General features: G+C 71.7%; 25 protein-coding genes. 15 read left to right on the forward strand and 10 right to left on the reverse strand.

The window, feature by feature from the left end:
- Nucleotides 1-162: 162 nt before the first annotated feature.
- Both OO54_RS07565 and OO54_RS07570 read left to right on the forward strand, forming a co-directional pair.
- Nucleotides 163-576, forward strand: coding sequence for a hypothetical protein (locus OO54_RS07565; protein WP_017239451.1), 414 nt, complete (start codon nt 163-165; stop codon nt 574-576).
- Between the two features lie 37 nt (nt 577-613).
- Nucleotides 614-1,546, forward strand: a complete 933-nt coding sequence (locus OO54_RS07570) for a hypothetical protein (RefSeq protein WP_033202061.1) — start codon at nt 614-616, stop codon at nt 1,544-1,546.
- Between the two features lie 39 nt (nt 1,547-1,585).
- On the opposite strand, the gene OO54_RS07575 is transcribed toward OO54_RS07570, so the two are convergent.
- The 4 genes from OO54_RS07575 to mqnC all read right to left on the reverse strand — a co-directional run bounded on the left by OO54_RS07575 (nt 1,586) and on the right by mqnC (nt 5,556).
- Nucleotides 1,586-2,872 (reverse strand): geranylgeranyl reductase family protein, encoded by a 1,287-nt coding sequence (locus OO54_RS07575; RefSeq protein ID WP_017239449.1) that lies wholly within the window; start codon nt 2,870-2,872, stop codon nt 1,586-1,588.
- Nucleotides 2,873-2,979: 107 nt separating this feature from the next.
- Nucleotides 2,980-3,675: a demethylmenaquinone methyltransferase gene (locus OO54_RS07580; RefSeq protein WP_033202062.1), complete on the reverse strand. Its 696-nt coding sequence runs from the start codon at nt 3,673-3,675 to the stop codon at nt 2,980-2,982.
- Nucleotides 3,676-3,749: 74 nt separating this feature from the next.
- Entirely contained in the window at nt 3,750-4,349 is a 600-nt protein-coding gene (locus OO54_RS07585; protein ID WP_033202063.1) for an imidazolonepropionase-like domain-containing protein, read from the reverse strand.
- Between the two features lie 7 nt (nt 4,350-4,356).
- Nucleotides 4,357-5,556, reverse strand: a complete 1,200-nt coding sequence (mqnC, locus tag OO54_RS07590; protein ID WP_017239446.1) for a cyclic dehypoxanthinyl futalosine synthase — start codon at nt 5,554-5,556, stop codon at nt 4,357-4,359.
- Nucleotides 5,557-5,763: 207 nt separating this feature from the next.
- Here mqnC and OO54_RS07595 point away from each other — a divergent pair, with 207 nt between their 5' ends.
- Nucleotides 5,764-6,846 (forward strand): alpha/beta hydrolase, encoded by a 1,083-nt coding sequence (locus OO54_RS07595; RefSeq protein WP_033202064.1) that lies wholly within the window; start codon nt 5,764-5,766, stop codon nt 6,844-6,846.
- An 8-nt stretch (nt 6,847-6,854) separates the two neighbouring features.
- Here the strand turns inward: OO54_RS07595 and OO54_RS07600 are convergent, their stop codons facing one another.
- A complete protein-coding gene (locus OO54_RS07600) occupies nt 6,855-7,727 on the reverse strand; it encodes a menaquinone biosynthetic enzyme MqnA/MqnD family protein (protein ID WP_017239444.1) in 873 nt (290 codons plus the stop codon).
- Nucleotides 7,728-7,988: 261 nt separating this feature from the next.
- On the opposite strand from OO54_RS07600, the gene OO54_RS07605 reads away from it, so the two are divergent.
- Nucleotides 7,989-8,192: a cold-shock protein gene (locus OO54_RS07605; protein ID WP_015035453.1), complete on the forward strand. Its 204-nt coding sequence runs from the start codon at nt 7,989-7,991 to the stop codon at nt 8,190-8,192.
- A gap of 163 nt (nt 8,193-8,355) precedes the next feature.
- Here OO54_RS07605 and OO54_RS07610 read toward each other — a convergent pair whose 3' ends face one another.
- On the reverse strand, nt 8,356-9,192 hold the full coding sequence (locus OO54_RS07610; protein WP_033202065.1) for a M23 family metallopeptidase: 837 nt from the start codon (nt 9,190-9,192) through the stop codon (nt 8,356-8,358).
- 141 nt (nt 9,193-9,333) lie between these two features.
- On the opposite strand from OO54_RS07610, the gene OO54_RS07615 reads away from it, so the two are divergent.
- From OO54_RS07615 to OO54_RS46730, 3 genes are all read left to right on the forward strand, one after another.
- A complete protein-coding gene (locus tag OO54_RS07615; RefSeq protein ID WP_033202066.1) occupies nt 9,334-9,732 on the forward strand; it encodes a DnaJ family domain-containing protein in 399 nt (132 codons plus the stop codon).
- A 71-nt stretch (nt 9,733-9,803) separates the two neighbouring features.
- Nucleotides 9,804-10,316 (forward strand): mycothiol transferase, encoded by a 513-nt coding sequence (locus OO54_RS07620; protein ID WP_033202067.1) that lies wholly within the window; start codon nt 9,804-9,806, stop codon nt 10,314-10,316.
- 201 nt (nt 10,317-10,517) lie between these two features.
- Nucleotides 10,518-12,803 carry an FG-GAP repeat domain-containing protein gene (locus tag OO54_RS46730; RefSeq protein WP_051786766.1) on the forward strand — a complete coding sequence of 762 codons (2,286 nt, stop codon included), beginning with the start codon at nt 10,518-10,520 and terminating at the stop codon, nt 12,801-12,803.
- Here the strand turns inward: OO54_RS46730 and OO54_RS07630 are convergent.
- Nucleotides 12,775-13,194 (reverse strand): ATP-binding protein, encoded by a 420-nt coding sequence (locus tag OO54_RS07630; protein ID WP_033202068.1) that lies wholly within the window; start codon nt 13,192-13,194, stop codon nt 12,775-12,777. The genes OO54_RS46730 and OO54_RS07630 overlap by 29 nt on opposite strands.
- A gap of 91 nt (nt 13,195-13,285) precedes the next feature.
- Here OO54_RS07630 and OO54_RS07635 point away from each other — a divergent pair, with 91 nt between their 5' ends.
- From OO54_RS07635 to OO54_RS45745, 4 genes are all read left to right on the forward strand, one after another.
- Nucleotides 13,286-14,149 carry a helix-turn-helix domain-containing protein gene (locus tag OO54_RS07635; protein ID WP_033202069.1) on the forward strand — a complete coding sequence of 288 codons (864 nt, stop codon included), beginning with the start codon at nt 13,286-13,288 and terminating at the stop codon, nt 14,147-14,149.
- Nucleotides 14,146-14,391 (forward strand): DUF397 domain-containing protein, encoded by a 246-nt coding sequence (locus OO54_RS07640; protein WP_033202070.1) that lies wholly within the window; start codon nt 14,146-14,148, stop codon nt 14,389-14,391. The genes OO54_RS07635 and OO54_RS07640 overlap by 4 nt, the downstream gene beginning before the upstream one ends.
- The gene (locus OO54_RS07645) at nt 14,388-15,014 is read left to right on the forward strand and encodes an HAD family hydrolase (protein WP_033202071.1); all 627 of its coding nucleotides are present in this window, start codon (nt 14,388-14,390) and stop codon (nt 15,012-15,014) included. The genes OO54_RS07640 and OO54_RS07645 overlap by 4 nt, the downstream gene beginning before the upstream one ends.
- A 175-nt stretch (nt 15,015-15,189) precedes the next feature.
- Nucleotides 15,190-15,348 carry a hypothetical protein gene (locus OO54_RS45745; RefSeq protein ID WP_157856437.1) on the forward strand — a complete coding sequence of 53 codons (159 nt, stop codon included), beginning with the start codon at nt 15,190-15,192 and terminating at the stop codon, nt 15,346-15,348.
- 107 nt (nt 15,349-15,455) lie between these two features.
- Here the strand turns inward: OO54_RS45745 and OO54_RS07655 are convergent, their stop codons facing one another.
- Complete coding sequence (locus OO54_RS07655; RefSeq protein ID WP_033202073.1) at nt 15,456-16,127, reverse strand: hypothetical protein; 672 nt, start codon at nt 16,125-16,127, stop codon at nt 15,456-15,458.
- A gap of 333 nt (nt 16,128-16,460) precedes the next feature.
- Between OO54_RS07655 and OO54_RS07660 the strand changes: the two genes are divergently transcribed.
- From OO54_RS07660 to OO54_RS07670, 3 genes are all read left to right on the forward strand, one after another.
- Nucleotides 16,461-18,725: an FG-GAP-like repeat-containing protein gene (locus OO54_RS07660; RefSeq protein WP_234439294.1), complete on the forward strand. Its 2,265-nt coding sequence runs from the start codon at nt 16,461-16,463 to the stop codon at nt 18,723-18,725.
- Between the two features lie 59 nt (nt 18,726-18,784).
- Nucleotides 18,785-21,049, forward strand: a complete 2,265-nt coding sequence (locus OO54_RS07665) for an FG-GAP repeat domain-containing protein (RefSeq protein WP_063738258.1) — start codon at nt 18,785-18,787, stop codon at nt 21,047-21,049.
- 113 nt (nt 21,050-21,162) lie between these two features.
- The gene (locus tag OO54_RS07670; RefSeq protein ID WP_234439293.1) at nt 21,163-23,169 is read left to right on the forward strand and encodes a serine/threonine-protein kinase; all 2,007 of its coding nucleotides are present in this window, start codon (nt 21,163-21,165) and stop codon (nt 23,167-23,169) included.
- Here the strand turns inward: OO54_RS07670 and OO54_RS07675 are convergent.
- On the reverse strand, nt 23,149-23,637 hold the full coding sequence (locus OO54_RS07675) for a Zn-ribbon domain-containing OB-fold protein (protein WP_033202075.1): 489 nt from the start codon (nt 23,635-23,637) through the stop codon (nt 23,149-23,151). The two genes, OO54_RS07670 and OO54_RS07675, sit on opposite strands and share 21 nt — an antisense overlap.
- Nucleotides 23,637-24,086 carry a DoxX family membrane protein gene (locus tag OO54_RS07680; protein ID WP_033202076.1) on the reverse strand — a complete coding sequence of 150 codons (450 nt, stop codon included), beginning with the start codon at nt 24,084-24,086 and terminating at the stop codon, nt 23,637-23,639. Before OO54_RS07680 ends, OO54_RS07675 begins: the two co-directional genes overlap by 1 nt.
- Before the next feature lie 172 nt (nt 24,087-24,258).
- On the opposite strand from OO54_RS07680, the gene OO54_RS07685 reads away from it, so the two are divergent.
- Complete coding sequence (locus OO54_RS07685) at nt 24,259-25,416, forward strand: flavin-containing monooxygenase (protein WP_051786767.1); 1,158 nt, start codon at nt 24,259-24,261, stop codon at nt 25,414-25,416.
- The last annotated feature ends 65 nt before the right edge of the window (nt 25,417-25,481 follow it).

Consider the following 25,481-nt stretch of genomic DNA (forward strand, 5'->3'; position numbering starts at 1 on the left):
GTGGGCCCGATGGTTTGGATTCTCTGGCTCGAAGGGCCGTAGACCGGAACCCCTTCATGACGTGTACTTCTCAATCGGCCCGCACGGGCCCCACGCGCCACACGGTTCCGCCCCGTACCCCGCTCCCCCCTCGCCCCGGTCCCCGCCCCGAAAGGCAACGGCATGCAGAGCACGCTCGTCCGGCGCGCCATCAGCACGGCGATCGCCCTCACCGCCCTCGGCGCGGGCGTCCTGGCCGGCGGCGGCACCGCCGCGGCCGCGAACAAGGACGGCGAGCTGGAGTACCGCGAGTTCGGCCTGTTCTACAACTCCTCCCTGATGGGATCGGTCTTCGACCTGTACCTGGCCGACTCCAACCTCGCCGACGACCGCTTCCCCGGCTACGGCTCCGGCCAGGGGGAGATCGTGGACAACAACGCCGCCTCGTACTTCAACCGCGACCGGGTCGTCTGGTTCGTGTACACCGGCTCGTACGCCGGCGGCATCGAGGGCAGCATCCCGGCGGGCTACTACGGCAACGCCTCCCTGACGTTCAAGAACCAGGTCTCCTCCGCGTACCACTACAAGGCCCGCTGACCCCAACGCCGTTCGCCAGCCCACCGGAGCAGAGCCCATGCGCCCCCGCGCCCCGCACACCTCCGCCGCCCTCCTCCTGCTGGGCGCGGTGCTCCTCACCGCCTGCGCCCCCGGCGAGACCGGGCCCGTCACCCCGGCCGCCCCCGCGGCACCGGCCGCGGTGACGGACGCGGCGCGGCTCACGTACCCGCTGGACGGCTACAAGCCCACCGACGAGGAGAGCCGGGGCATCGAGCGGGCACAGGCCCTGCTCACCGCCGACTGCATGAAGCGGTTCGGCTTCGCGTACCGGCCGCCGGAGCAGCCCCGGCCGGCCGGCGCCGGCACCGCCTCCCGCTACGGGCTCACCGACGCCCTGACCGCGTCCCGGTACGGCTACGCCCCGCGCGGCGGCGCGCGACCGCCGGGCAAAGCCCCGGCGCAGGACCTCGGCCCCGCGGGCGAACTGGCCCTGGGCGGACCGCCGGTCGAAGGCCGGATACCGATGAGCCTGGCGGAGTCGGAACGGACCGACAGCGGCAGGAGGGTCAACGGTGTGAAGGTGCCCGTCGGCGGCTGCGGCCGCGAGGGCTTCCTGCGGATGTACGCGCCCCGGGAGGGCGCCGTCGACGCCCTGTTCGTCTTCCGCCTCGAAGCGGAGGCCTTCTCCCGGGCCCGGCAGGACGCGCGGGTGGCGAAGGCCGTCGAGCAGTGGTCGCGCTGCATGGCGGAGAAGGGCTACCGGACCGACGACCCGGTCAGCCCGCAGCAGGACCTCGGACTGTCCGCGGACGCGGCCGGCGGCCCGCGGGCCGTCGCCGCCGCCGTGCAGGACGTGGCCTGCAAGGAACGCACCCGCCTCGTCGGCGTCTGGTACGCCGCCGAGGTCGGGTTCCAGGAGCGCGCCGTCGAGCAGCACGCCGAGACCCTGACCCGGACGAGGTCCGAACTCGACACCCGGATCAGGCTGGCGGCGGCGCGGAACGGCTGACCGGCCCGGCCGCCGCCACCGCGCACGGCGGCCCCGGACTCAGGCCTTCGGCGCGACCTTCGACAGGCCGTTGATGATGCGGTCCATGGCGTCGCCGCCCGTCGGGTCCGTGAGGTTCGCGAGCATCTTGAGCGTGAACTTCATGAGGAGCGGGTGGGTGAGCCCGTGCTGGGTCGCGATCTTCATGATCTTGGGGTTGCCGATGAGCTTCACGAACGCGCGGCCGAGCGTGTAGTAGCCGCCGTAGGTGTCCTTCAGGACCTGCGGGTAGTTGCGCAGGGCCAGTTCGCGCTGGGCCGGGGTGGCGCGGGCGTGCGCCTGGACGATGACGTCGGCCGCGATCTGGCCGGACTCCATGGCGTACGCGATGCCCTCGCCGTTGAACGGGTTGACGAGGCCGCCCGCGTCGCCGACGAGCAGCAGGCCCTTGGTGTAGTGGGGCTGGCGGTTGAAGGCCATGGGGAGGGCGGCGCCGCGGATCGGCGTCGTCATGTTCTCCGGGGTGTAGCCCCACTCCTCCGGCATCGAGGCGCACCAGGCCTTGAGGACCTCGCGCCAGTCCAGCTCCTTGAAGGCGGACGAGGAGTTGAGGATGCCGAGGCCGACGTTGGACGTGCCGTCGCCCATCGGGAAGATCCAGCCGTAGCCGGGCAGCAGCCGGTCCTGCGGGCCGCGCCGGTCCCACAGCTCCAGCCAGGACTCCAGGTAGTCGTCGTCGTGGCGGGGGCTGGTGAAGTACGTCCGCACGGCGACGCCCATCGGGCGGTCCTCGCGCCGGTGCAGGCCCATGGCCACGGAGAGCCGGGTGGAGTTGCCGTCGGCCGCGACGACGAGCGGCGCGTGGAAGGTGACCTCGCGCTTGTCCTCGCCGAGCTTGGCGTGGACGCCGGTGATCCGGCCCGTACGGTCGTCGATGATCGGGGCGCCGACGTTGCAGCGCTCGTACAGCCGGGCGCCGGCCTTCTGCGCCTGCCGGGCGAGCTGCTCGTCGAAGTCGTCGCGCTTGCGCACGAGTCCGTAGTCCGGGTACGAGGCGAGCTCCGGCCAGTCGAGCTCCAGGCGGACGCCGCCGCCGATGATCCGCAGGCCCTTGTTCCGCAGCCAGCCGGCCTCTTCGGAGATGTCGATGCCCATGGCGACGAGCTGCTTGGTGGCACGGGGGGTGAGGCCGTCGCCGCAGACCTTCTCGCGGGGGAACGCGGTCTTCTCCAGGAGCAGGACGTCGAGTCCGGCCTTCGCCAGGTAGTACGCGGTGGTGGAGCCCGCCGGGCCCGCCCCGACGACGATCACATCTGCGGTGTGCTCGGAGAGGGGCTGCTCGGTCACGGCGGGGTCTCCCGAAAGGTTCGGCGTTGAGGACGTGTCGCAGTCTATGGCGGGCGTGTCGGGGCGAAACGGAGGGTCGGGCCCTCCGCCGTCCCCGCCCCGCCCGGTCAGACGGTCTTGAAGCCCCGGTGGAGCGCGACGATGCCACCGGACAGGTTCCGCCAGGCCACCTTCGACCAGCCGGCCTTCTGGAGCATGCCCGCCAGGGTCGGCTGGTCCGGCCAGGAGCGGATGGACTCGGCCAGGTACACGTACGCGTCCGGGTTCGAGGAGATCGCACGGGCCACCGGCGGGAGCGCGCGCATCAGGTACTCCTCGTACACCGTGCGGAACGGCGCCCAGGTGGCGTGCGAGAACTCGCTGATGACGACCCGCCCGCCGGGCTTCGTCACCCGGTACAGCTCGCGCAGCGCCTTGTCGGTGTCCTGGATGTTGCGCAGCCCGAAGGAGATCGTCACCGCGTCGAAGACGTCGTCGCGGAACGGCAGCTTCGTGCCGTCGCCCGCCGTGAACGGCATCCACGGGTGGTTCTTCTTGCCGACCCGGAGCATGCCGAGCGAGAAGTCGCAGGGCACCACGTAAGCGCCCGCGCGGGCGAAGGGCTGCGAGGAGGTGGCCGTACCCGCGGCCAGGTCGAGGATCCGCTGCGCCGGGCGCGCGTCGACCGCCTTCGCGACCTCCCTGCGCCAGCGGCGGTCCTGCCCGAGGGAGAGCACGTCGTTCGTGAGGTCGTAGTTCGCCGCCACGTCGTCGAACATGGTGGCGACTTCGTGCGGCTGCTTGTCCAGGGTGGCGCGGGTCACTGGCGTTCGGCCTCGCAGAATCGGGGGTGACGGGCGGGCGGGTTCATTGTCTCAGCGTGGCTGCCGGAAACCGCTCAGCGGGCCCGGTGGACGAGACGACCGCCCAGGACGGTGGCGACACAGGTCGACGCGCCGAGGCGGACCAGCGCCGCCCGGTCGGGGACGTCGAAGACGGCGAAGCGGGCCGGGGCCCCCGGGATCAGGCCCGGCAGCAGGATCAGCGGCACCGGCGAGAACGACGGGCCGCCGGGCAGCCTCTCGGGACGGCGCCCGATGGCGAGACCGGCCCGGCGCACGGCGTCCAGGGCGGCCCGGTCGCGCAGTTCGCCCGCGACGGCCACCGTCCCGTGCGCGAGGAGCCGCTGCACGCCGCGGCGCGCGGACGCGCCGCGCCGCGAGGCGTCCATGCGGAAGATCCGCTGCGCCCGCTCGCCGGTGATCGGCTCGGTGCCGAACCCCTCGGCCTCCCGGGGGTCCGGGTGGTACATGCCCTCCAGCAGCTCGGGCGCGAACGGGTTGAGGAGCCCGGGGGTGAGGATGCCGGGCCAACGCCGCACCCGCGCCTCGGGCCGTACGGCGACCAGGTCGTCGTACGGGCCGACGGCGGCGACGCGGTCGCCGTCGATCAGGACGGCCGTCTCGGGCGTCGCCTCGGCGACGTGGATGGTCAGCACGGGCGCGTCAGTTCGCGTCGAGGAGCTTCAGCTCGGGGTGGGCCGTGCCGCCCTCGATCGCGGTGGACGAGATGTGCGAGGCGACGCGCTCGTCGACCGGGTCGTTCGCCGGGTCGTCGTGGACCACGATGTGCTCGTACGTCGTGGTGCGCTGCGCCGGGACGCGGTCCGCCGTGCGGATCATGTCGATCATCTCGCGCAGGTTGGAGCGGTGCCTGGCGCCCGCCGAGGAGACGACGTTCTCCTCCAGCATGATCGAGCCGAGGTCGTCCGCGCCGTAGTGCAGGGTCAGCTGGCCGATCTCCTTGCCCGTGGTGAGCCACGAGCCCTGGATGTGGGCGACGTTGTCGAGGAACAACCGCGCGATCGAGATCATCCGCAGGTACTCGAAGAGCGTGGCCTGCGTGCGGCCCTTGAGGTGGTTGTTCTCGGGCTGGTACGTGTACGGGATGAAGGCCCGGAAGCCGCCCGTCCGGTCCTGCACGTCACGGATCATCCGCAGGTGCTCGATCCGCTCGGCGTTGGTCTCGCCGGTGCCCATCAGCATGGTGGAGGTGGACTCGACGCCCAGCTTGTGGGCGATCTCCATGATCTCCAGCCAGCGCTCGCCGCTCTCCTTGAGCGGGGCGATCGCCTTGCGCGGCCGCTCCGGGAGCAGCTCCGCGCCGGCGCCGGCGAAGGAGTCGAGACCGGCCGCGTGGATGCGGGTGATCGCCTCCTCGACGGAGACGCCGGAGATGCGGGCCATGTGCTCGACCTCGGAGGCACCGAGGGAGTGGATGACCAGCTGCGGGAAGTCCTTCTTGATGGCCGCGAAGTGCTTCTCGTAGTACTCGACGCCGTAGTCCGGGTGGTGGCCGCCCTGGAACATGATCTGGGTGCCGCCGAGCTCCACGGTCTCCGCGCAGCGGCGCAGGATGTCGTCGAGGTCGCGGGTCCAGCCCTTCTTGGTGTCCTTCGGCGCCGCGTAGAACGCGCAGAACTTGCACGCCGTCACGCAGACGTTCGTGTAGTTGATGTTCCGCTCGATGATGTACGTCGCGATGTGCTCGGTCCCCGCGTACCGGCGGCGGCGCACGGCGTCGGCGGCGGCGCCGAGCGCGTGCAGGGGCGCGGAACGGTACAGGTCGAGCGCCTCCTCGGGGGTGATCCGGCCACCCGCGGCGGCGCGGTCGAGAACAGACTGGAGTTCGGCCTTCTCGGTCACCGGGTGCGTCCCTTTCGGAGGGGTTCTGATCGACCGAACCAGCCTACGCCAGGGGTCCTCGCGGCTTCCGCAGGGTGCCGCCGGGAGGTCGGGGGGCGCCGCCCGGGGTGTCGGGCGAGGCATCGCACCGGGGCAACCAGTCGGGCGTCGGGCCCCTCTCTCCCTGCGGAATCACCCGATCTGACCCGAAGGAACCGGAGTCGCCCGATGACACACCCGTCGTCCCGGAGGTCCCGCCGCCGCGAGCGCCGCGCGCCAGGAAAGGCCCGCCCGTCCCGGGCCGTCCGCTCCCTCGCGGTCGCCCTCGCGCTCGCCGCGCCCGTGGCCCTGCTCGGGGCCCGCGACGGCGCCGGGGGCGAACCGCTCGTGTTCGGCGGGCCGCTGTCGGGCCCGAGGGCGGCGCCGGGGCAGCCGGTGACCGTGTACCCGACGGGCCCCCCGGCGCGGTTCACGGTCGCCGGGAGGGTGGAGGACGGCACCAGCATCGGGGTCACGACGCTCAGGGGCCGGAAGTCCGGCTTCACGGGCAAGGTGTGGGTGTGGGCGCCGCCGCAGTATTTCGACCCGAAGTACGCGCACAGCGGCTTCCCCGTCCTCGTGGCGCTCCCGGGCGGGCACGGATATCCGGGGAATTACTGGCGGGCGACGGATCTCGGACTCCAGGCCGGCATCTCCCGGTGGTCCCGGGCGGGAAAGAGCCTTCCGTTCATCGTCGCGATGCCCGTCCTCAATCCGGACTTCGACCACTACTACGACGGCAGTGATATTCCGGGCCGGCCGAGAATGGGGACCTGGATCGCGGAGGACGTGCCGGATTTCGTCCGCGCGAATTTCCGGACCTTCGCGTCACGCGACGGCTGGGCGTTCATGGGGTCCTCGTCGGGCGGTTTCGTGGGCCTCAAGTCCGTGCTCCAGCACCCGGACAGGTTCAAGGCCGTCATAGCGTCGGGACCCGACACCGTCCCCGACTCGCCGCTGTGGCGGGGGCACGAGCGCGAACGGCGGGCGAACGACCCCGGGCGGCTCGCGGCGGCCCTCGGGCGCCGGCCGGACCTCCCCCGCAACGTCGTGTACCTGGCCTTCCAGCTCGGCTCGCGGGAGACCGGGCTCGGCCCGAAGGTGCGGCGGTTCATCCGTACGTACACCAAGGGCCCGGTCAAGAGCAGGCTCCAGGTCGTGCCGGGCGGCGGCCACAACGCCCGTACCTACATGAGGGGACTGGAGGCCGGCTCGATCGAGTGGATCAGCAGGCGGCTCCAGCCCCCGGTGCCGGACCGCGGCACGGCGTAGCGGCTGCCCTACCGGTGGGCGGGCGGCAGCAGTTCGACGGCGACGTCCGCCGGGTATCCGGTGGTGGCGCCGGTCCTGCGGGCGAACTCGCGGACGCCGGCCAGCTGCTCCGGGCCGAAGCGGAAGTCGAGGGTGCGGAAGTACCGCTCCAGGAGTTCGGCGTCGAAGGTCTCCCAGCGGGCGGCCTGCTCCGCGACCTTGGCGACCTCTTCGAGGGAGAGGTCGCGCGAGGCGAGGAACGCCTGGTGGACCTCGTGGACGGTCTCCGGCTCGCGCGCGAGGAAGTCCTTGCGGGCCGCCCACACGGCGAAGACGAACGGCAGGCCCGTCCAGTCCTTCCACATCAGCCCGAGGTCGTGGACCTGGAGGCCGAGCCGGGGCGCGTCGTGCAGCGAGGCCCGGAGCGCCGCGTCACCGATCAGGACGGCCGCCTCCGCCTCCTGCATCATCAGGCCGAGGTCCGGCGGGCAGGTGTAGTAGTCGGGCTCGACCCCGAACCGCTCGGAGAGCAGCAGCTGCGCGAGGCGTACGGAGGTGCGCGAGGTGGAGCCGAGGGCGACGCGGGCGCCGTCCAGCTCCTCCAGGGGCCGCTGCGACACGATCACGCAGGACATGACGGGGCCGTCGCAGCCGACGGCGATGTCCGGGAGGGCGACGAGGTCCGCCGCGTTGCGGAGGTACTCGACGAGGGTGATGGGCCCGATGTCGAGGTCGCCCGCGACGAGCCGCTCGCTGAGCTTCTCCGGGGTGTCCTTCGTGAGCTCCAGGTCGAGGAGCGTTCCGGTCCGCGCGAGCCCCCAGTACAGGGGGAGGCAGTTCAGGAACTGGATGTGTCCGACGCGGGGCCGGCTGCGCTGGTGGTCGTCGGTTGCATTGTCCACATCGTGAGGCTAGACCCGTCTCGCACTGTGGGCATCGCCGGGGCCCGCGCGTCAGCACGCGGAAGAAGATCGAACATGCGGGTGACGTGATCTTTCCCTCTACCGCCACGAGCGTCCTGCGTGCTACGCTCAACGCAAGTTGCAGTTTGGTTTCCCTTGCAGTACAGAGCCTGCGGAGCATGTGACCCGCAGGCTTTTGTAGTTTTCAGACTTGTTTGCAGGTTCTGGAGCAGGGCGACCCTTTGGCCCATAGGAGGGCTCATGGCTACCGGAACCGTGAAGTGGTTCAACGCTGAAAAGGGCTTCGGCTTCATCGCCCAGGACGGCGGCGGCCCGGATGTCTTCGTCCACTACTCCGCGATCAACGCGAACGGCTTCCGTTCGCTCGAGGAGAACCAGCTCGTGACCTTCGACGTCACGCAGGGCCCGAAGGGCCCGCAGGCGGAGAACGTCTCCCCGGCCTAAGGTGCCTGGGTCGGCGAACACGCACGACTAGAGCAGTACCCAAGGAGCCCCGCTCCGTGCCTCACGGCACGAGCGGGGCTCCTGCCCTTTTCCGGGCCGCCGGGGCCGGAACCGCCGGACCTCGACCGGCGGCAGTGCCCGGTCCGGCCGGCCGCCGGGGCCGTCAGCAGTTCGGGATGACGGTCCCGTTGTTGTCGCGGGCCTCGTCGTTGCCCCAGCGTGACAGGTAGTAGGCGGACACGTACGCCCCGTTGCCGTTCTTGCCGGCGTAGACGGAGTCGAGGTCGGTCCTCAGCCACCAGTGGTTGTAGTTGCCGGAGCCGTCGCGGATCTCCTGGCCCCAGACCTTGCAGTAGACGTAGTTCGTGCCCGCGTACAGCACGCCCTGCGGGTCGTTCGTGTTCGCCTGGGCGTAACCGGTGGCGTTGGCGAAGGTGTCGACCCAGTACTTGCCGCCACCCCCGCCCGAGCAGCCGTTGTCGCTGGTCAGGAACTTGGAGCCGTAGGAGCCGGGATAGGGGGCGAGCGAGGCGCCGTTGATCACGATGGGCTGGCCGACGCCGTTGTAGAGCTGCTCGTAGTGGATGTGGGCGCCGGAGCTGTTGCCCGTGGTGCCGGTGGTGCCGATCTGCTGCCCCTGGGAGACCCAGGCGCCGTCGGCGACCGAGTAGGCGTTGAGGTGGAAGTAGTACGTCTTCCAGCCGCTGCCGTGGTCGATCACGATGTAGTTCCCGGCCCCGGTCGGCTGGGAGTAGCGGCGGGCGGTGCCGGACGCCGAGGCGAGGACCGGGGTGCCGGCCGTCGTGCCGCCGTCGGAACGGACGAAGTCCAGCGCCTGGCGGACCTCGGCCGAGTGATGGCTGTACGTCCACTTCTGGCCGCACGGGAACGGCGCCTTGAAGAGCGGCGCCGCCTGGGCCGGGGTGGTGGTGACGAGCGCGGTGAGCAGGCCCGCGACGAGCGCGAGGAGGGTGCCGAGAGGGGTGATCCGAGCACGCATGCGTCCTCCGGTGAGGGGTTCGGGGCGAGACGGGACAAGGGTCGACGCGCGTTGAACGGTCCACAGCGTGCCGGAAGATCGCGTACCGCAGTAGCCCGCGACGACCACACTCGGACCGTCGTCATTACGTAGGCTGGACACATGACCGAACGGAAACCGCCCGGCGTCAGCTTCGAGTCATTCGTGGACAAGCAGATCCGCGAAGCCGCGGAGCGCGGCGAGTTCCGAAGCCTGTCGGGCTTCGGCAAGCCCCTCCCCGACGACTCCGCCCCCTACGACGAACTGTGGTGGATCAAGGGCAAGATGCACCGCGAGGGCGCGTCCGTCCTCCCGCCCTCCCTCGCCCTGCGCAAGGAGGCCGAGGACGCGGAGGCCGCGGTGGCCGAGGCCGTCTCCGAGCGCCAGGTCCGGCGCATCCTCGGCGACATCAACACGAAGATCGCCGAAGCGCTCCGCCGACCGCCGGCCGGTCCGCCGCTCAACCTGACACTCTTCGACGTCGAGGCGACGGTCGAACGGTGGCGGGCGGAACGGGCGTAGGTCTCCCGCGCGCGGTCCTCCACCGACAGGACCGCGCGGGTCTCCACCGAGTCCCACCCAGAGGAGCCCCCATGAACAGCGCCGCCCTGCTGGCCGACTCGTTCGGCCGGGTCCGTGAGGTCGTCCACGAGGCCGTGGAGGGCCTCACGGTCGAAGCGCTCACCGCGCGCGTCGACCCCGACGCCAACACCGTCGCCTGGCTCGTCTGGCACCTCACCCGCATCCAGGACGACCACCTCGCGGACGCCTTCGACACCGGCCAACTCTGGTCCTCCGACGGCTGGTCCGCCCACTTCGGCCTGCCCTTCCCCGACCGCGCCACCGGCTACGGCCAGACCACCGCCCAGGTCGGCGAGGTCCGCGTCCCCGCCGACCTCCTCCTCGGCTATCACGACGCCGTCCACGCCCGCACCGTCGACCTGGTCTCCCACGTCACCGACGCCGACCTCGACCGCGTCGTCGACACCTCCTGGGACCCCCCGGTCACCCTCGGCGTCCGCCTCGTCTCCGTCATCGCCGACGACCTCCAGCACGCGGGCCAGGCCGCGTACGTGCGGGGTGTGGTGGAGCGCCGGGGCGGCTGATCCACCGGAAGGCCTTAGGGCCTGTCCGGCGGATCAGGGCCGGACAGGCCCTAACCCCGTGACGCGTGTCAGCGGCGGCTGGTAGCCTCCGGTCGATCTTCATGCGAGGCGATGCTCCGGCGGGGGGTACCACCGGCCGCCTCCATGCGTCACGGCCGCGCGTCCCCGACGCGGCGGCCGCCCTGGGGAGGGACCAGCTCGATGCACAGCCCACGCCTGTCCGGACGCCGCCTCGGCGTCGCCGTCCTCGTCTCGCTGGCCGTCACGGCGGGGGTGCCGGGCGCCGTACCGGCGGTGGCCGCCACGCCGGCGGACGCGGCGGTGCTCGCCATCACGGCCGGGCCGCTGGCGGCACCGGCGGTGGCGGCAGGGCCGGACAGGGGCCCGGTGGCGGTCGGCACGACGGCGGAGGAGGTGCCGGCGAAGTTCCCGGCGGCAGGCCTTCTCATCAACGCCGGCCCGACGGGCTTCGTCACCAGCGTGCCCGGGGAGACCCAGACGTCGTACCAGTGGACGCGCTACTCGGACGGCGCCACAACCGTGTTCCCCGGCCGCATCGGGGTGGGAATCGGATCCGACATCGTCAAGACGACGGAGGGAACCACCACTCACAGGCTGTACGACATGGCGACCGGTGCCGACCCCGTCCTCATCGACACCGGGGGCCCGCTCTCGTCGTACAAGTTCCTCACCACCCCCGGCTCGACCTTCGCCATGTCGGCCACCAACACGACCGGTGGCACCGAACTCCATCTGGTGGACAACCCCGACGGCACCGTCCGGGACCGCACGGTGCCCGGTCTGCCGTCGGACGCCGTGCTCAGTTCCGTCGCCGTGGCCTCCTCGGACACCTTGGTCGTCCAGTACTCGGGGACCGTGGGCGGTGCGCCAAGCCATCGCCTCGCATTGGTGGACGTGACCTCCGGCGCGATCACCCGTGACCGCGAATCACCTGTCTCCGGCGTGTTGTCCGCCCTCAAGGCATCGGACACCCACCTGGCCTGGGTCGAGAAGCCCACGACAGGCACCCTGGCGATCGGCGTCGCTCGATGGGACGACGCTCCTGCCTCTGAGCCCGAGCACATCCCGGTGGGAAGCGGAACGACGCTTGCCATCGACCTGGTGGGCGACTGGGTGACGTACACGACGCCGGGGGGCATCACCGCCTCCGCCCCCAACCCCCTCTTCCCCCTGACGGCCCGTTCCCTGAAGACCGGCGAGACGGTCAAGGTCCTGGACCACGTCATCAGCTCCAGGATCGGCCCCGGTGACACCCAGGCCGTACGTGGAGGCTCCCTCGCCGAGGGCGAGGGCCTCTACCGCGTCTCCATCGGCGAGAACGGCGCACCGGAGGCGAAGTTCCTGGCGGCCACCGGCGTGTCCACCTCCGCCGAAATCGTGAGCGACGACGTCCCCGCCGTGATCGACCTGAACCGGAGCGGCGGCACCGCCACCTTCCACTGGGCCCTCAACAGAAGCTCCATCGTGTCGGGCATCGAACTCACCCATGTGGCGTCGGGAAGGAAGTGGACCCCCGAGCGCTACTCCGGCACCAACCGTACGGTGAGCTGGAACGGCACGTTCACGAACGGCGTCGCCGCGTACAACGGCGAATACACCTGGCGCATCACGGGCACCCCCCGCAACGGCATCGGGCCGCCGGCCGAACGGACCGGCCGGTTCACGCTGGTGAACGCGCCCGCCCCGCACGACTACTCCGACAGCGGCACCCCGGACGTCCTCGTCCGCGACTACCAGGGACGGCTGGTGTCGTACGACGTCCGCCAGACCTTCTGGCCCGTCTCCTCCGCACCCGCGCCGGAGACCACACAGCTCGGCAACGGCTGGCAGATCTACGACCGTCTCGTCGCACCCGGAAACCTCGGCGGCTCCCCCCACGCCGACGTGATCGCCCGCGACCGCAGCGGGCTCCTGTGGCTCTACCCGGGCACCGGCCACACGCTCGGCGCCCGAGTGAAGGTCGGCACGGGCTGGCAGATCTACGACAAGATCGCCGGCGGCAGCGACCTCACCAACGACGGCAAGCCCGATCTCCTCGCCACCGACAAGACCGGCGGCCTCTGGCTCTACCCCGCCACCGGGAACGTCAACGCCCCCTTCGGCGCCCGCAAGAAGATCGGCACCGGATGGGGCGTCTACAACCAGATCACCGCCACCGGCAACCTCGGCGGCGCCCCCGCCGGCGACCTCGTCGCCCTCGACAAGGACGGCCTCTGGGTCTACTACGGCAAGGGCGACGGCACCTTCGCGCCCCGCGCAAAGCTCGGCCTCAACTGGAGTTGGGGCGCCTTCAAGTCCTTCATCGGCGTCGGTGACGCCGATCGGGACGGCCGCAACGACCTGTTGGCCGTCGGCATCGGAGGGAGCGGCTACCTTCTCTCGGGCACCGGGGACTGGCGTCAGCCGTTCGAGGAAACCAGCGACTACACCCACGGCCTCAGCGAGGGGACCGAGGTCGCGTTCTGACCGTCGCCCACACCGTCTTGCCGACACACCGGCCCTTCACACCCCACGCGGTCGCGAGGGCGGCCACGAGCAGCAGCCCGTAGCCGCCCTCGTCGGGGTCGCGTGTCGGCTCCGGCCGCCGCTCGCCCCGCGCGTCGGACAGCTCGATGTGTACGTGATCGCCCGCCCGCTCCATCCGCAGCTCGAAGTCCCTCCCCGGCACCCGGCCGTGCTGGACCGCGTTGTTGGCCAGCTCGGCCACGACCAGGGCGGCGGAGTCGGCGGGGGTTCCCGTCACGCCCCAGTCCTGGAGCTGCTGCACTGCCAGTAACCGCGCCAATCGCGCGCCCCGGCGCGTAGCCGAGAGCCGGAGCGTGAACTCACCGGTTGGGGTGGAGGTTTCGGATTTCATGCCCCCGACCCTGGCCCCCCAGCCGTACCCTGACCAGCAGCGACGCGACGACGCTGGGTAACTGTACGGGTGCGCCACGAGGGCGGTACGGATGTCGGGGAACGAGGAGGAGCGGCCGGAACGGCCCTCCGAGGTGGACGGGACGGCGCACCTCTTCCGTGCGCTCGGAAAGATGATCAAAGTGCTGCGGCGGAACACGGGGCTGAGCCAGGCGGAGCTGGCCGCCGTCACGCATTGCAGCGAGGACTTGATCTCGTCGATCGAGAGGGGCGTACGGGTTCCACAGCCGGACTTTCTGATCCTGGTCGACCCCGCGCTGAACGCGGGTGGGGTGCTCGCTGCGGCGGCGGATGACGCGCGGGAGGCGCTGGCGCGGGCGCGGACCCGACATCCGGACTGGTTCCAGGACTTCGCGGACGCGGAGGCGAAGGCGGTGGCGCTGCACTACTACGAGGTGCAGGCAGTGCCGGGAATCCTTCAGACGGAGGCGTACGCCCGGTATCTCTTCGAGAACCGCCGCCCCATGCTGGACGAGGCGACCGTCGAGAAGCGGGTTGCGGACCGCATTTCCCGCCAGATGATCCTCGACAAGTGGCCGTCGCCGACGATCAGCTTCGTCTTGGAGGCCGCCGTCCTGCTCCGGCCGTTCGGTGGACCCGACGTCCACCGCGAGCAGCTGCGCCGCATCTTGTCGGTAGCCCGGCGCCGCACGATCGAGCTTCAGATCATGCCTCAGGACCAGGCGGAACATCCTTACCTGGGCGGCGCTTTCACCCTGCTGACACCGCCGGGGCGGCGGGAGGTCGCGTACACGGAGATCTACGGTCACGCTCGGCTGATCACCGCGCCAGAACAGGCGCGCACCTACGCCGAGCGCTATGGGATCATCCGGGCGCGGGCACTCTCCCCTCACGAGTCCCTGGCCTGGATCGAGAAACTGCTGGGAGAACGATGAACACCACGGAACTGGCCTGGTTCAAGAGCAGCTACAGCGACGCCGAGGGCGGCAACTGCATCGAAGTCGCCTACGACTGGCGCAAGTCCAGCTACAGCAGCGCCGAAGGCGGCGAGTGCGTCGAGATCGCCGCCCACCCCACCCTCATCCACATCCGCGACTCCAAGAACCCCCACGGCCCCCAGCTCGCCGTATCCCCCTCCTCCTGGGCCGCGTTCGTGGACGTAGCATCCGGCGCGTGATCTCCAAGAACTTCGTTCTCTTCGACGTCGACGGCACTTTGATGGACGCCGTCGAGAACCAGCGCCGCATGTGGCACGAGTGGGCCGGGCGGTACGGGCTCGACGGGGACGAGGTGTACGCGGTGGCGTTGCGGACGCGGCCGGTGGAGACGTTCGCGGCGGTGGTGCCGGACGAGGACCCGGAGGAGTGCCTCGCCCTTCTGCACGAGCTGGAGGACGAGGACGTCCGTACGGGGACGTACGGGGCCTTCGAAGGGGCGGCGGAGCTGCTGGCCGCCCTGCCCGCCGACCGGTGGGCGCTGGTGACGTCGAACTACGAGCACCGGGTGCGGGGGCGGTTCGGGAGGACCGGGCTCCCGCTCCCCGGGTTGATCGTCGACGCGGCGTCCGTATCCGAGGGGAAGCCGTCGCCGGTGCCGTATCTGGTGGCGGCGGAGAAGCTGGGCGCGGACCCGGCGGAGTGTCTCGTGATCGAGGACGCGCCGTCCGGGGTCCGGTCGGGCCTGGCGGCCGGGATGACCGTGTGGTCGGTCAACGGGACGTCCGAGGTGGGCGCGCACCGGCACTTCGCCTCGCTGGCCGAGGCGGCGCCGCACATTCTGGAGCGGGCCTCCATGGCCTAGGTTTCCCCTGCGCTGGAACGGGACTCGGGGAAGGCGGGGCGGGATGCGGTACGTGGGGCACGGGGTGCTCATCGCGGTGGCACTGGCCATTGCGGTCGGTGGGGTGGTCGAGTTGCTGACCGGGTGGATTCATCCGTGGGAGCGGGTTCGGGTGCTGCGTCCGGTGCCGCATGGTGTGGGCCAGATACTCACGGGGAGCGGGCTCTGCTGCTTCTTCGGCGTCGGCGCCTTCACTCCGACGGGAGACGCCCTTCGCGTACTCCTGGCGGTGAGTGCGGGGCTCTTCGTCGCGGGGATCGTCCTGGTCGGCGTGTCCCGGCTCCCGGACCGCTGAGGCCGGCAGCGGCCGAGGGTGCGGGTGTCCGGGGGTGCGGGGTGTTCCCCTCCCCGAACGGGAAGTCCGGTCGCACTCGCCGTCCGCCCCCCGCTTCGTGATCGGGGTCAGTAAGTGCCGCGCCAGATGGTCAGTTTGAGGCGGATGAAGTCCGCGTCACGACCGCCGCCGGTCACTTCGGCCAGGGCGATGAGTCCCGTCGGGGCGATGATGCAGAAGCGGTCGCCCACGTTGCTCCAGACGCTGAACTGGTTCGTGAAGCGGGTGACGGTGCTGCACGTCTCGTAGTTGCCGGGTTCCTTGCGGTCCAGGGCGACGAACTGTGCCGTGTCGGTGTTCAGCCAGCTGGAGTACCAGTAGATCTCCTTCTGGTCGTCGCGGCTGACGGGACGGAGCTTGTCGAGGGCGAAGCCGTAGTCCTGGGTGAGGTCCACGGTGTGGATCTTGTAGACGTCGGAGGGGTTGCCCGTCGGCGTCGGAGTGGTGCTTGGCGGCGGGGCGGCGGTCGTCGTCGTGGGCGGTGCGCTCACGTCGGCGGTCGTCGGCTCGGCGGCGGGTGTGGTGGTGACGACCGTCGGCGCCGCCTTCGGGGCGGCCGTGGGCGAGTGGACGAACACCGGCAGGCCGAGGAAGCCCAGCAGCAGTCCTGCCACGCCGGTGGCGGCCGAGATCCAGGCGGGCGCGTCGGAGAAGCGCCTGCGCCGGGGCGGATCGTCGGTGGGCGCGGACGTGGGCGGCTGGGTGGGCGGTTGCGTGGGTGGTTCGGGCGTCGTGGTCATGGCTCTCCCCCCGGAGTCCGTGTGAACGTGCCGCATTCTGTGCCGGTTGAATCCGCACCGAGCCACGAAAGTGCGACGTTGGCCGGATCGTTGCTGTCCGCGCTTGTCCGGGCGGTCCTGTCCGGGCGGTCCCGTGCGGGTCGCGACCGTGCATGCCCGTAAGGCAGCGACAGGCACGTGCCCCACCCACCGGCCGGCGGCCGCCGACGCCGCCCGCCGCCGGAACCCGCCACCGGAACCCGAAGTTGATCTCCGTACAACCCCTTCCCTCCCTCGTATGTCTGTTTGGGTGTGGCGCGCCTCGCGCCCTCACCAACCCGCAGGGAGTCAGCGTTGTCCCCCGTATCAAGCGTCGCTTCTCGGCCCCGGCTGCTGACGGCGGCCGTCGCCGTCTCCCTGGCCGTGACCGCGGGCACGCTGGCGTCGGCCCCTGTCGCCGGCGCCGCGAGCCCGGCCGCCGTGTCGGCATCCGCCGCCACCGCCACTTCCACGGTCTCCGCCGACGAGGTGATCGCCTTCCCGAAGACGTCACAGATCGTCAGCTCGGGCGAGACCGGCTTCCTGAGCAAGAGCGACGTCGGTGAGTACCGGTGGACCCGCTACGCCGACGGGACCTCGACGGTCCTCGCGAGTGCGGGAGGACCGGCCCTGGGTGCCGCCTCCGATGTCGTGGTCACGCAGACCGGCGACCACGTCGTGCAGATCCGGGACATGGCGACCGGGGCGGCGCCCGTCGAGGTGCCCCTCGTGGGGCTCGGCGGCGGGGTGAACATCGCGATCGGCGCGGTCGGATCGACCGTCCTCACGTCCGCCCACACCGTCACGGGCACCGAGGTGCTGCACGTCCTTTCCCATGACGCGGACGGCACCCTCCTGAACCGCGTGGTCACCGGGATACCCTCTGACGCCACGCGCATCACCATGCGTTCGGCCATCCCCGGCACCGCGCTCGTCTCGTACGTGTCCGGTACCAGGACCTGGTACGCCGTGGTCGACCTGGCCACGTACGCGGTGGTCGAGACGTACGAGAACCCGAGCCCGGCACGGACGTCCCCGTCCCCCGCGCTCTCCGCCACCCATGTGGCGTGGGTCGAGCAGACGCCGCCCCGGTACGGGTACCCGCAGCCGGTCGTGGTCGTCGCCGACCGGAGGCGGCCGGGCGTCACGCAGCGGTTCTCCGCCGGGATCGCCTCCGAGGTCACGGTCGGTCTGACCGGCTCCTGGGTGGTGTTCGAGTTCGGGGAGGACGTCGCCCCCGGCGCCGACCGCCACCCCCTCGTCGCCAGGTCGCTGACCGGAGCCCCGGGCAAGGAGCTCCTGGAGCACGCCACCAGCCTCACCGGCGCGCCCGACGGCACGCTGCTCGTCCGGGGCGGTTCGCTCGTGGAGGGCGAGGCCGAGGGGCTGTACCGCGTCACGGCGGGCGAGGGCGAGGTGGGCCGGCAGCTGGTGGCCCGCAGCGGCGAGGTCACCCAGCTCTCGGTGACGGGGTACGACGTCCCGGAGGTGGTCGACCTCGACAAGAACCGCCCCGCGGTGTTCACGTTCGACGTGGACAGGCCCAACGTGGCGGTGCACATGATCATCTCGCCGCCCGGGCAGATCGACCACTACTCCTACATGTGGCGGGGCAACGGCTCCTCCAGCACGCTCGGATCCCTTCGCGTCCGATGGGACGGCAGCTACGACTACGGCACCGGCGACTACGGGTCCAGCGGGACCGCGTCGAACGGTCTGTACGAGTGGAAGGCGGAGGTCTGGCCGACCGACGGCGTGGGGAAGGCGGTGGAGCTGAGGGGCACGTTCACCGTCACCCGCGCTCCCCGCCCGCACGACTGGACGGCGAACGCCGTCCCCGACCTTCTGAGCATCAACGCGGCGGGCGAGCTCATCCACAACGAGGACGTCACCGGCTGGGACTCCCGCTGGGGCACCGGCTGGAGCATCTACGACCGCGCCTCGGTCCCCGGCGACCTCGGCGGCACCACCGCGCCCGACGTCGTCGCCCGGGACAGGAGCGGCTACCTCTGGCTCTACCAGGGCGTCGGTACGTCCGGAAACTGGCTCTCGGCCCGCACCCGGATCGGCACCGGCTGGCAGATCTACGACAAGCTCGTCGGCGGCAGCGACGTGAACGCCGACGGCAAGGCGGATCTCCTCGCCACCGACAAGTCGGGCGTCCTGTGGCTGTACCCCGGCACCGGGAACGTCAACACCCCCTTCGGCGCCCGCAAGAAGGTCGGCACCGGCTGGGGCGTCTACAACGAGATCACCGCCACGGGGAACATCGCAGGAGCCCCCGCCGGCGACCTCGTCGCCCGCGACAAGGACGGCGTCCTCTGGCAGTACCTCGGCAAGGGCGACGGGACCTTCGCGCCCCGCACCAGGATCGGCGGCGGCTGGAACGCGTACAGCCGGATCGTCGCCATCGGCGACCTCGACAACGACGGCCACAACGACCTGATGGCCTACGTCCGCACCCCGTCCGACCCGAACAAGAACGTCTACGTCTACAAGGGCACGGGCAGCTGGAGCGCGCCCTTCGGCCCCCGGACCGCCAAGTCGGCGGCCGCGCGGGACGCGCGCCTCGTCTTCTAGCGCCCCCGCTCCCCCGCCACGACGCATTCCCTCGTACCGCTCACGGAAGGAACCGAGCCTTGCCGCTCACACAGCACCGCACCACGTCCCGGTCGAGACTCCTCACCGCCGCCATCGCGGCGTCCCTGGCCGTCACCGCCGGAACCCTCGTCGCGGCCCCCGTGGCCGTCGCCGGGACCCCGGCCGTGGTGGCGGCGACCGGCGCCGAGGCCTCGATCGCCTTCCCGCTCGCGTCCGAGGTCGTGAGCGCGGGTGAGACCGGCTTCCTGAGCAAGAGCGACGCCGGCGAATACCGGTGGACGCGGCTGGTCGACGGCACGACGAGCGACCTCGGGCAGGAGGAGGTCCTGGGTGCCGCGTCCGACGTGGTCGTGACGCGGCCCGGCATCAACACGGTGCGGCTGCGGGACATGGCGACGGGTGCCGCTCCGGTCGACATCGCGATCAACTTCCTGGGCGGAGGCGTCCACACGCCGATCGGCGCGGTCGGTGGCACCGTCCTGACGAGCGTGGCCCCCGCCGACGGCGGGACCCTGCTGCACCTCGTGACCCACGAGGCCGACGGCAGCACCGGGAACCACGCCGTGACGGGGCTGCCGGCGGACGCGAGTGCGCTGACCTTCGCGGCCGGGATCCCCGGGACCGCGCTCGTCGGCTACCAGTCGGCCGGGAAGAGCCACTTCGCGGTGGTCGACCTGGCGACGCGCGCGGTGACGGAGACGTACGCCAACCAGGGTCCGGTCGGCTACGGGCAGTCGGCCGCGCTGTCGGCCACGCACGTGGCGTGGGTGCACCACAAGCCGCGTTCGGACGGCTACTTCGACGACCAGCTGATCGTGGCGGACCGGAAGTCCGGGCAGCTCACGACGCTGAACACCGGCGGCGGCGCGGTGAAGGTCGGGCTCGTCGACGGCTGGGTGGTCTACGGGGAGGACGAGACCGACCCGTTCGAGTACCGCAACCGCCCCAGGGCCGTCAGCCTGACGGGGACGTCCGGGTGGACGCCGTGGATCGACCACGTGACCAGTGTGACCGCCGCCCCGGACGGTTCGGTGCTCGTGCGCGGCGGGTCGACGGTCGACGGCGAGGGCGAGGGGCTGTACCGGGTGCGGGGCGGCGCCTCGGTCACGCGGGAGCTGGTGGCGGGGACCGGGGAGAAGACCGGAGTCTCCGTGACGAGCGGCCCGGACATCCCGGCGGTCCTCGACCTCGACAAGAACCAGGGCGTCGTCCCGTTCACGATCGGCGTGAGCCGTCGCAACGTGCGGGTGACCGTCATGATCTCGAAGGCGGCGACGCCCCTGGTCACGGAGTGGACGAGCGAGTTCCGTCCCACGGAGGGCCCGACCGGCCCCGGGCCGGTGACCCTCACGTGGCAGGGGAACCGCTCGGCCTGGGAGGGTGGAATCACCCCGTGGGGCGACGTCCCGAACGGCGACTACGTCTGGCAGATCAGCGTCGCCCCCCTCGACGGCGTCGGCAGGGGAGTGGGGCTGAGCGGCACGACGAAGGTGGTCCGCGCGCCGAAGTCGCACGACTTCTCCGACAACGGTTCGCCGGACCTGTTCGCGGTCGACTCCACCACCGGGAACGTGTCGGTCTTCGAAGGCTCCTACCTTCCCCTCCAGCAGGGCTTCAACTGGTTCAAGGGCGCCACGCTCTCCGGCTGGGGAGGCACCTACGACCGGTTCGTCACGCCTGGTGACTTCGGCGGGATGAGCACGGCACCCGAGCTGATCACCCGCGACAAGAGCGGCGGCCTGTGGATGCACCCGGGTGCGGGCGGCCTCGCGTTCGCTCCCCCGGTGAAGATCGGGACCGGCTGGCAGATCTACGACAAGATCGTCGGCGGCAGCGACCTGACCGGCGACGGCCGGCCCGACGTCCTCGCCACGGACACGGCCGGCGGCCTGTGGCTCTACCCCGCCACCGGCAACTACAACGCGCCGCTCGGCGCGCGCAAGCAGATCGGCACCGGCTGGGGCATCTACAACGAGGTCACCGCCACCGGGAACATCGCCGGAGCCCCCGCCGGGGACCTCGTCGCCCGCGACAAGGACGGCGTCCTCTGGCAGTACCTCGGCAAGGGCGACGGCACCTTCGCGCCCCGCACGAAGATCGGCACGGGCTGGAACACGTACGCCCGGGTCGTCGGCATCGGGGACATCGACCGCGACGGCCGCAACGACCTCGTGGCGTTCGACAAGTCCGACCCGACGGCCCGCATGTACTGGTACGGGGGGACGGGCGACTGGCAGGCGCCCTTCAAGCCGCGCGTGGAGAACTACTTCCAGAACTCGATGACCGACCGGGACTGGTTCTAGGAGATTCCGGGACAGCCCACGCCAACTCGGCCTCTATGAGGTGCAGTTGAGGCCGAGCCCCCTTCACCTGATCGATATTCAGATCGGAAGGGGGCTCGGCTAGTGTGTCGCCCATGCAGGGGGAATTGGAAAACAACTCTAGTTTCGGTGGGCTGACGGGCAGCGGGGCCATGCCGCTGGAGGCGGGGGACCCCCGACGGATCGGGGCGTTCAGGCTGCTCGGGGTGCTCGGGTCCGGGGGGATGGGCCGGGTGTACCTCGGCGCCGTGCCCGGCACGTTCGCGGCGGTGAAGCGGGTGCTGCCCGTGCTCGCCGAGGACGCCGACTTCCTGAGCCACTTCGGGCACGAGCTGGACAACCTCGCCCGGCTGCCCGCCGGCGCGAACACCAAGCTCCTCGCGAGCGACCGCACGGCCAAGCCCCCGTGGTTCGCGACCGAGTTCATCCCCGGCATCACCCTCAACGAGGCCATCAGGCTCAACGGCGGCCCGCTGACCGGCGACGCCCTCTGGCGCCTCCTCCGCGACGCGGCGAACGGGCTGCGGGTGGTCCACGGCGCCGACATGGTGCACCGCGACCTCAAGCCGTCCAACGTCATGCTGACCGGCGACGGCCTCTCCCTCATCGACTTCGGCGTGGCCCGCGCCGCCGACCAGAGCCGGCTGACCAAGACCGGCATGGTCATCGGCACGCCCGCCTACATGGCACCCGAGCAGGCCGTCGCCGAACGCCGACTCACGGGCGCGGCGGACGTGTTCGCCCTCGGCAGCCTCCTCCTGTACGCGGCCAACGGCCGGCCCCCGTTCGGCGACGGTTCCGGCCCCGACCTCCTCTACCGGGTGGTCCACGCCGAACCCGACTTCGGGCGGCTCACCGAGACCGAGCCCGCGCTGGCGGAGCTCGTACGGAAGTGTCTCGCCAAGGACCCGGCGGGCCGGCCGACGGCCGAGGAGCTCGTCGGGCTGACCGAGGAGCGGGCCGCGGGCGCCGCCTGGCCCGCGGCCGTCGCCGAGCGGATCGGCGAGCGCGCGGCCTTCGCCGCCGAGGCACCGACGGCCGAGCACCTGACCGAGCTGGAGGAGGCCGAGCCCTCCGAGGACGTCGCCACCGCCTCGCTCACCCCGCAGCCCGGCAGGGAGCCCTCGACGGGCGCGCCCGACCCGTCGGCCGTCACCGGCCGGGGCGCGCACGGCGAGCAGCGCAAGCGTCGCAACCGCTTCGTCATGCTCGCGGTACCCGTCGTCGTCGCCACCGGCACGACCCTGACCGTCGCCCTCGGCCCGTACGAGATCGGCCGCCTCGGCGCCGGCCCGAGCACCTCGCCCTCCCCGTCCGCCGTCGTCTCACAGCCGGCCGCCGTGCCGCCGTCGAGCGGCCCCGGCTCCCCGTCCTCCAAGGCCCCGTCGTCGAAGCCGCCGGCTTCGACGACGCCCGCTTCACCCGGCGCTCCCCTCCCGCCGCCGCCCGTCGACGGCGGCGCGGTGGGAGGTGGGGCCGTGGGCGGTGGCGGCTCCGGCGGCACGGGGACGCTGCCCGGGGGTTCGGGCGGCGGGTCCGCCTCGGGGGGCGGCGGGTCGAGCTCCACCGGCGGTGGCGCCGCCACCTCCGGCAGCGGCTCCGGCTCCTCCGGCGGATCGACGACCGCCCCGGCGCCCAGGCCGACGACCAAGGCACCCGCACCCCCGCCGCCCACCAGTTCGGGGCCCTCGGGGACGTACTCCATCGAGAACGTCTCCAACGGGCAGTGCCTGGCGGAGAACGACGCGGGCTACGCCGTCCTCGTCAACACCTACGAGTGCGGCTCGGCGCCCACCAACGGCGGGTACCTCGCGTACTCCTGGACCTACTCCCCCGGCGCCGACGGCACCTTCCGCCTCGTCAGCAAGAAGTCCGGGAAGTGCCTGCAGCCGGGGGGTTCCAGCGTGACGATCGCCCCGTGCAGCGGCTCCAGCGTCCAGGCCTGGAAGATCGGCACGTCGACGTCCTCCGGGCGGACGATCAAGAACATGAACAGCGGCTACTGCCTGCTGGTCGGTCCGCCGTTCGTGATGACGTACACCTGCGACTCCACGAACCGCGCACAGCTGTGGCGGAACATCTCAGCCCTGGGAACCAGGTGAGCGCGGGGGGCCGAAGACGGGGACGGTGACCTGCCCGTCCGGACCCTCCCGACCCTCCCGCCCTTCCGGCCCTTCCGGCCCTTCCGGCCCTTCCGGCCCTTCCGGCCGGAAGGCGACCTCCAGCTCCATCCCGATCCGGAGGTCGCCGTCCGGCACGCCCACGACCTCCGTCATCATGCGCGGCCCCTCGGCGAGGTCGACGACGGCGGCGACGTACGGGACGCGCTCACCGAACGGCGGGAGGTCGTTCCGGTGGACGACCGACCACGTGTAGAGGGTGGCGCGGCCGCTCGCCGATTCCCAGCGGACGTCCTCGCTCCAGCAGTGCGGGCAGAACTCGCGCGGGTAGTGGTGGGCGCGCTCGCAGGCCACGCAGCGGCGCAGGAGGAGGTGGCCTTCGGCGGCGGCGTCCCAGTAGGGGCGGGTGAAGGCGTCGATGTCGGGGAGGTTCGCCGGGGTGGCCGTCATCAGAAGAGTCCGATCGCGGAGTCGAGGGACCAGGTCTGCCAGGAGACGGCGAAGAGGGCGACGAGGGAGATCAGGGCCATCATCGCGTTCTGCCCCTGCTCGGCCCAGTCGTGGATCATGAGGACGAGGTAGAGGAGGTTGAGGAGGAGGCCGCCGACGAGGGCGACCGGGGTGAGCAGGCCGACGACCAGGCCGAGGCCCAGGGCGAGTTCGGCGTAGACGACGACGTACGCCATCAGCTTGGGGCGCGGGGCGACGACGGTCTCGAAGCCCTTCTTGACCTGCGGCCAGCGGTGCTTGCCGGCGACGTCGGCGGCCCAGGCGATGCCGGTGCCGCGTTCGAACCAGCCCTTCTTGTCCTTGTGGCGCCAGCTCTCCAGCCACCACAGGCCGAGGCCGATGCGGAGGACGGCGAGCCATTCGGCGCCGGTGAGCCAGACGGTCTGCATGCGTGCCCCCTCGGAGAGCCTGATCTGACGGTACGTCAGTTCAGCGCAGGGTGGCCGCGAGCGCAAGAGGCGGGGCGCGGACGGGCGGGGCCGCGCGGACGTGACCGATTCGCAACCGAAATCCCTCTTGACCGAGACCCACTGCGTGTACACGTCATTACGCTCAGCAGTCATGGCCATCACCACCCCCCATCGACCCCCCGCTCACCCCGTGTACGTCATCGGTGGCGGCCCCGGCGGCCTCGCCGTCGCCGCCGCCCTGGGCGCGCGGGGCGTCCGGGCCGTCGTCCTGGAGAAGTCCGACGCCGTCGGCGCCTCCTGGCGCGCCCACTACGACCGGCTGCGGCTGCACACCACCCGGCGGCTCTCCGCGCTCCCCGGCCTGAAGATGCCCCGCTCGTTCGGCCGCTGGGTGGCCCGTGCCGACGTCGTGCGCTACCTGGAGAAGTACGCCGAGAAGCACGAGCTGGAGATCGTGACCGGGGTCGAGGTCTTCCGGGTCGAGCGGGACGGCGCGGAGTGGATCCTGCACGCGACGGGCGGGCGGCGGCTCACCGGCCGCGCGGTGGTGGTGGCGACCGGCTACAACCACACCCCGCACGTTCCCGACTGGCCCGGCCGCGACGCGTACGAGGGCGAGTTGGGCCACGCGCGGACCTACCGCAACCCGGGGCCGTACGAGGGGAAGGACGTCCTCGTCGTCGGCGCGGGCAACACCGGCGCCGAGATCGCCGCCGACCTCGCCGGGGGCGGCGCCGCGCGCGTACGGCTCGCGATACGGACCGTCCCGCACATCGTCCGCCGCACCACCGCCGGCTGGCCCGCCCAGCGCACCGGCATCCTGGTCCGGCGGCTGCCCGTCGCCCTCGTCGACCGCATGGGCGACCTCATGGCCCGGGTCGCCGTCCCCGACCTCTCCGCCCACGGCCTCCCCCGGCCCGCCACCGGCGTCGCCACCCGCCAGCGCGAAGGCGCCGTGCCCGTCCAGGACGTCGGCCTCATCGACGCCGTACGAGCCGGGAAGGTCGAGGTCGTCGCGGCGGTGGAGGCCTTCGACGGCGGCGAGGTGGTGCTCGCCGACGGCACCCGCATCGCTCCGGACTCGGTGATCGCCGCGACCGGCTACCGGCGCGCCCTCGAACCCCTCCTCGGTCACCTGGACGTGCTGGACGGCGACGGGCGCCCGGTCGTCCACGGGGCGCGCTGCCCGCGCGAGGCCCCCGGCCTGTACTTCACGGGGTTCACCAACCCGATCAGCGGCATGTTCCGGGAGCTGGCGATCGACGCGGAGAGGATCGCCCGGCGGATCGCACGGTCGTCGGCGAAGTGACGGACGGCGCCCGTCCCCGAGTCGGGGGCGGGCGCCGTCAGGTGCTTCCTCGGGCCGGAGTCGGC

It is taken from the genome of Streptomyces wedmorensis (assembly GCF_000716445.1).
In the GTDB taxonomy this organism is placed as follows: Bacteria; Actinomycetota; Actinomycetes; order Streptomycetales; family Streptomycetaceae; genus Streptomyces; species Streptomyces wedmorensis.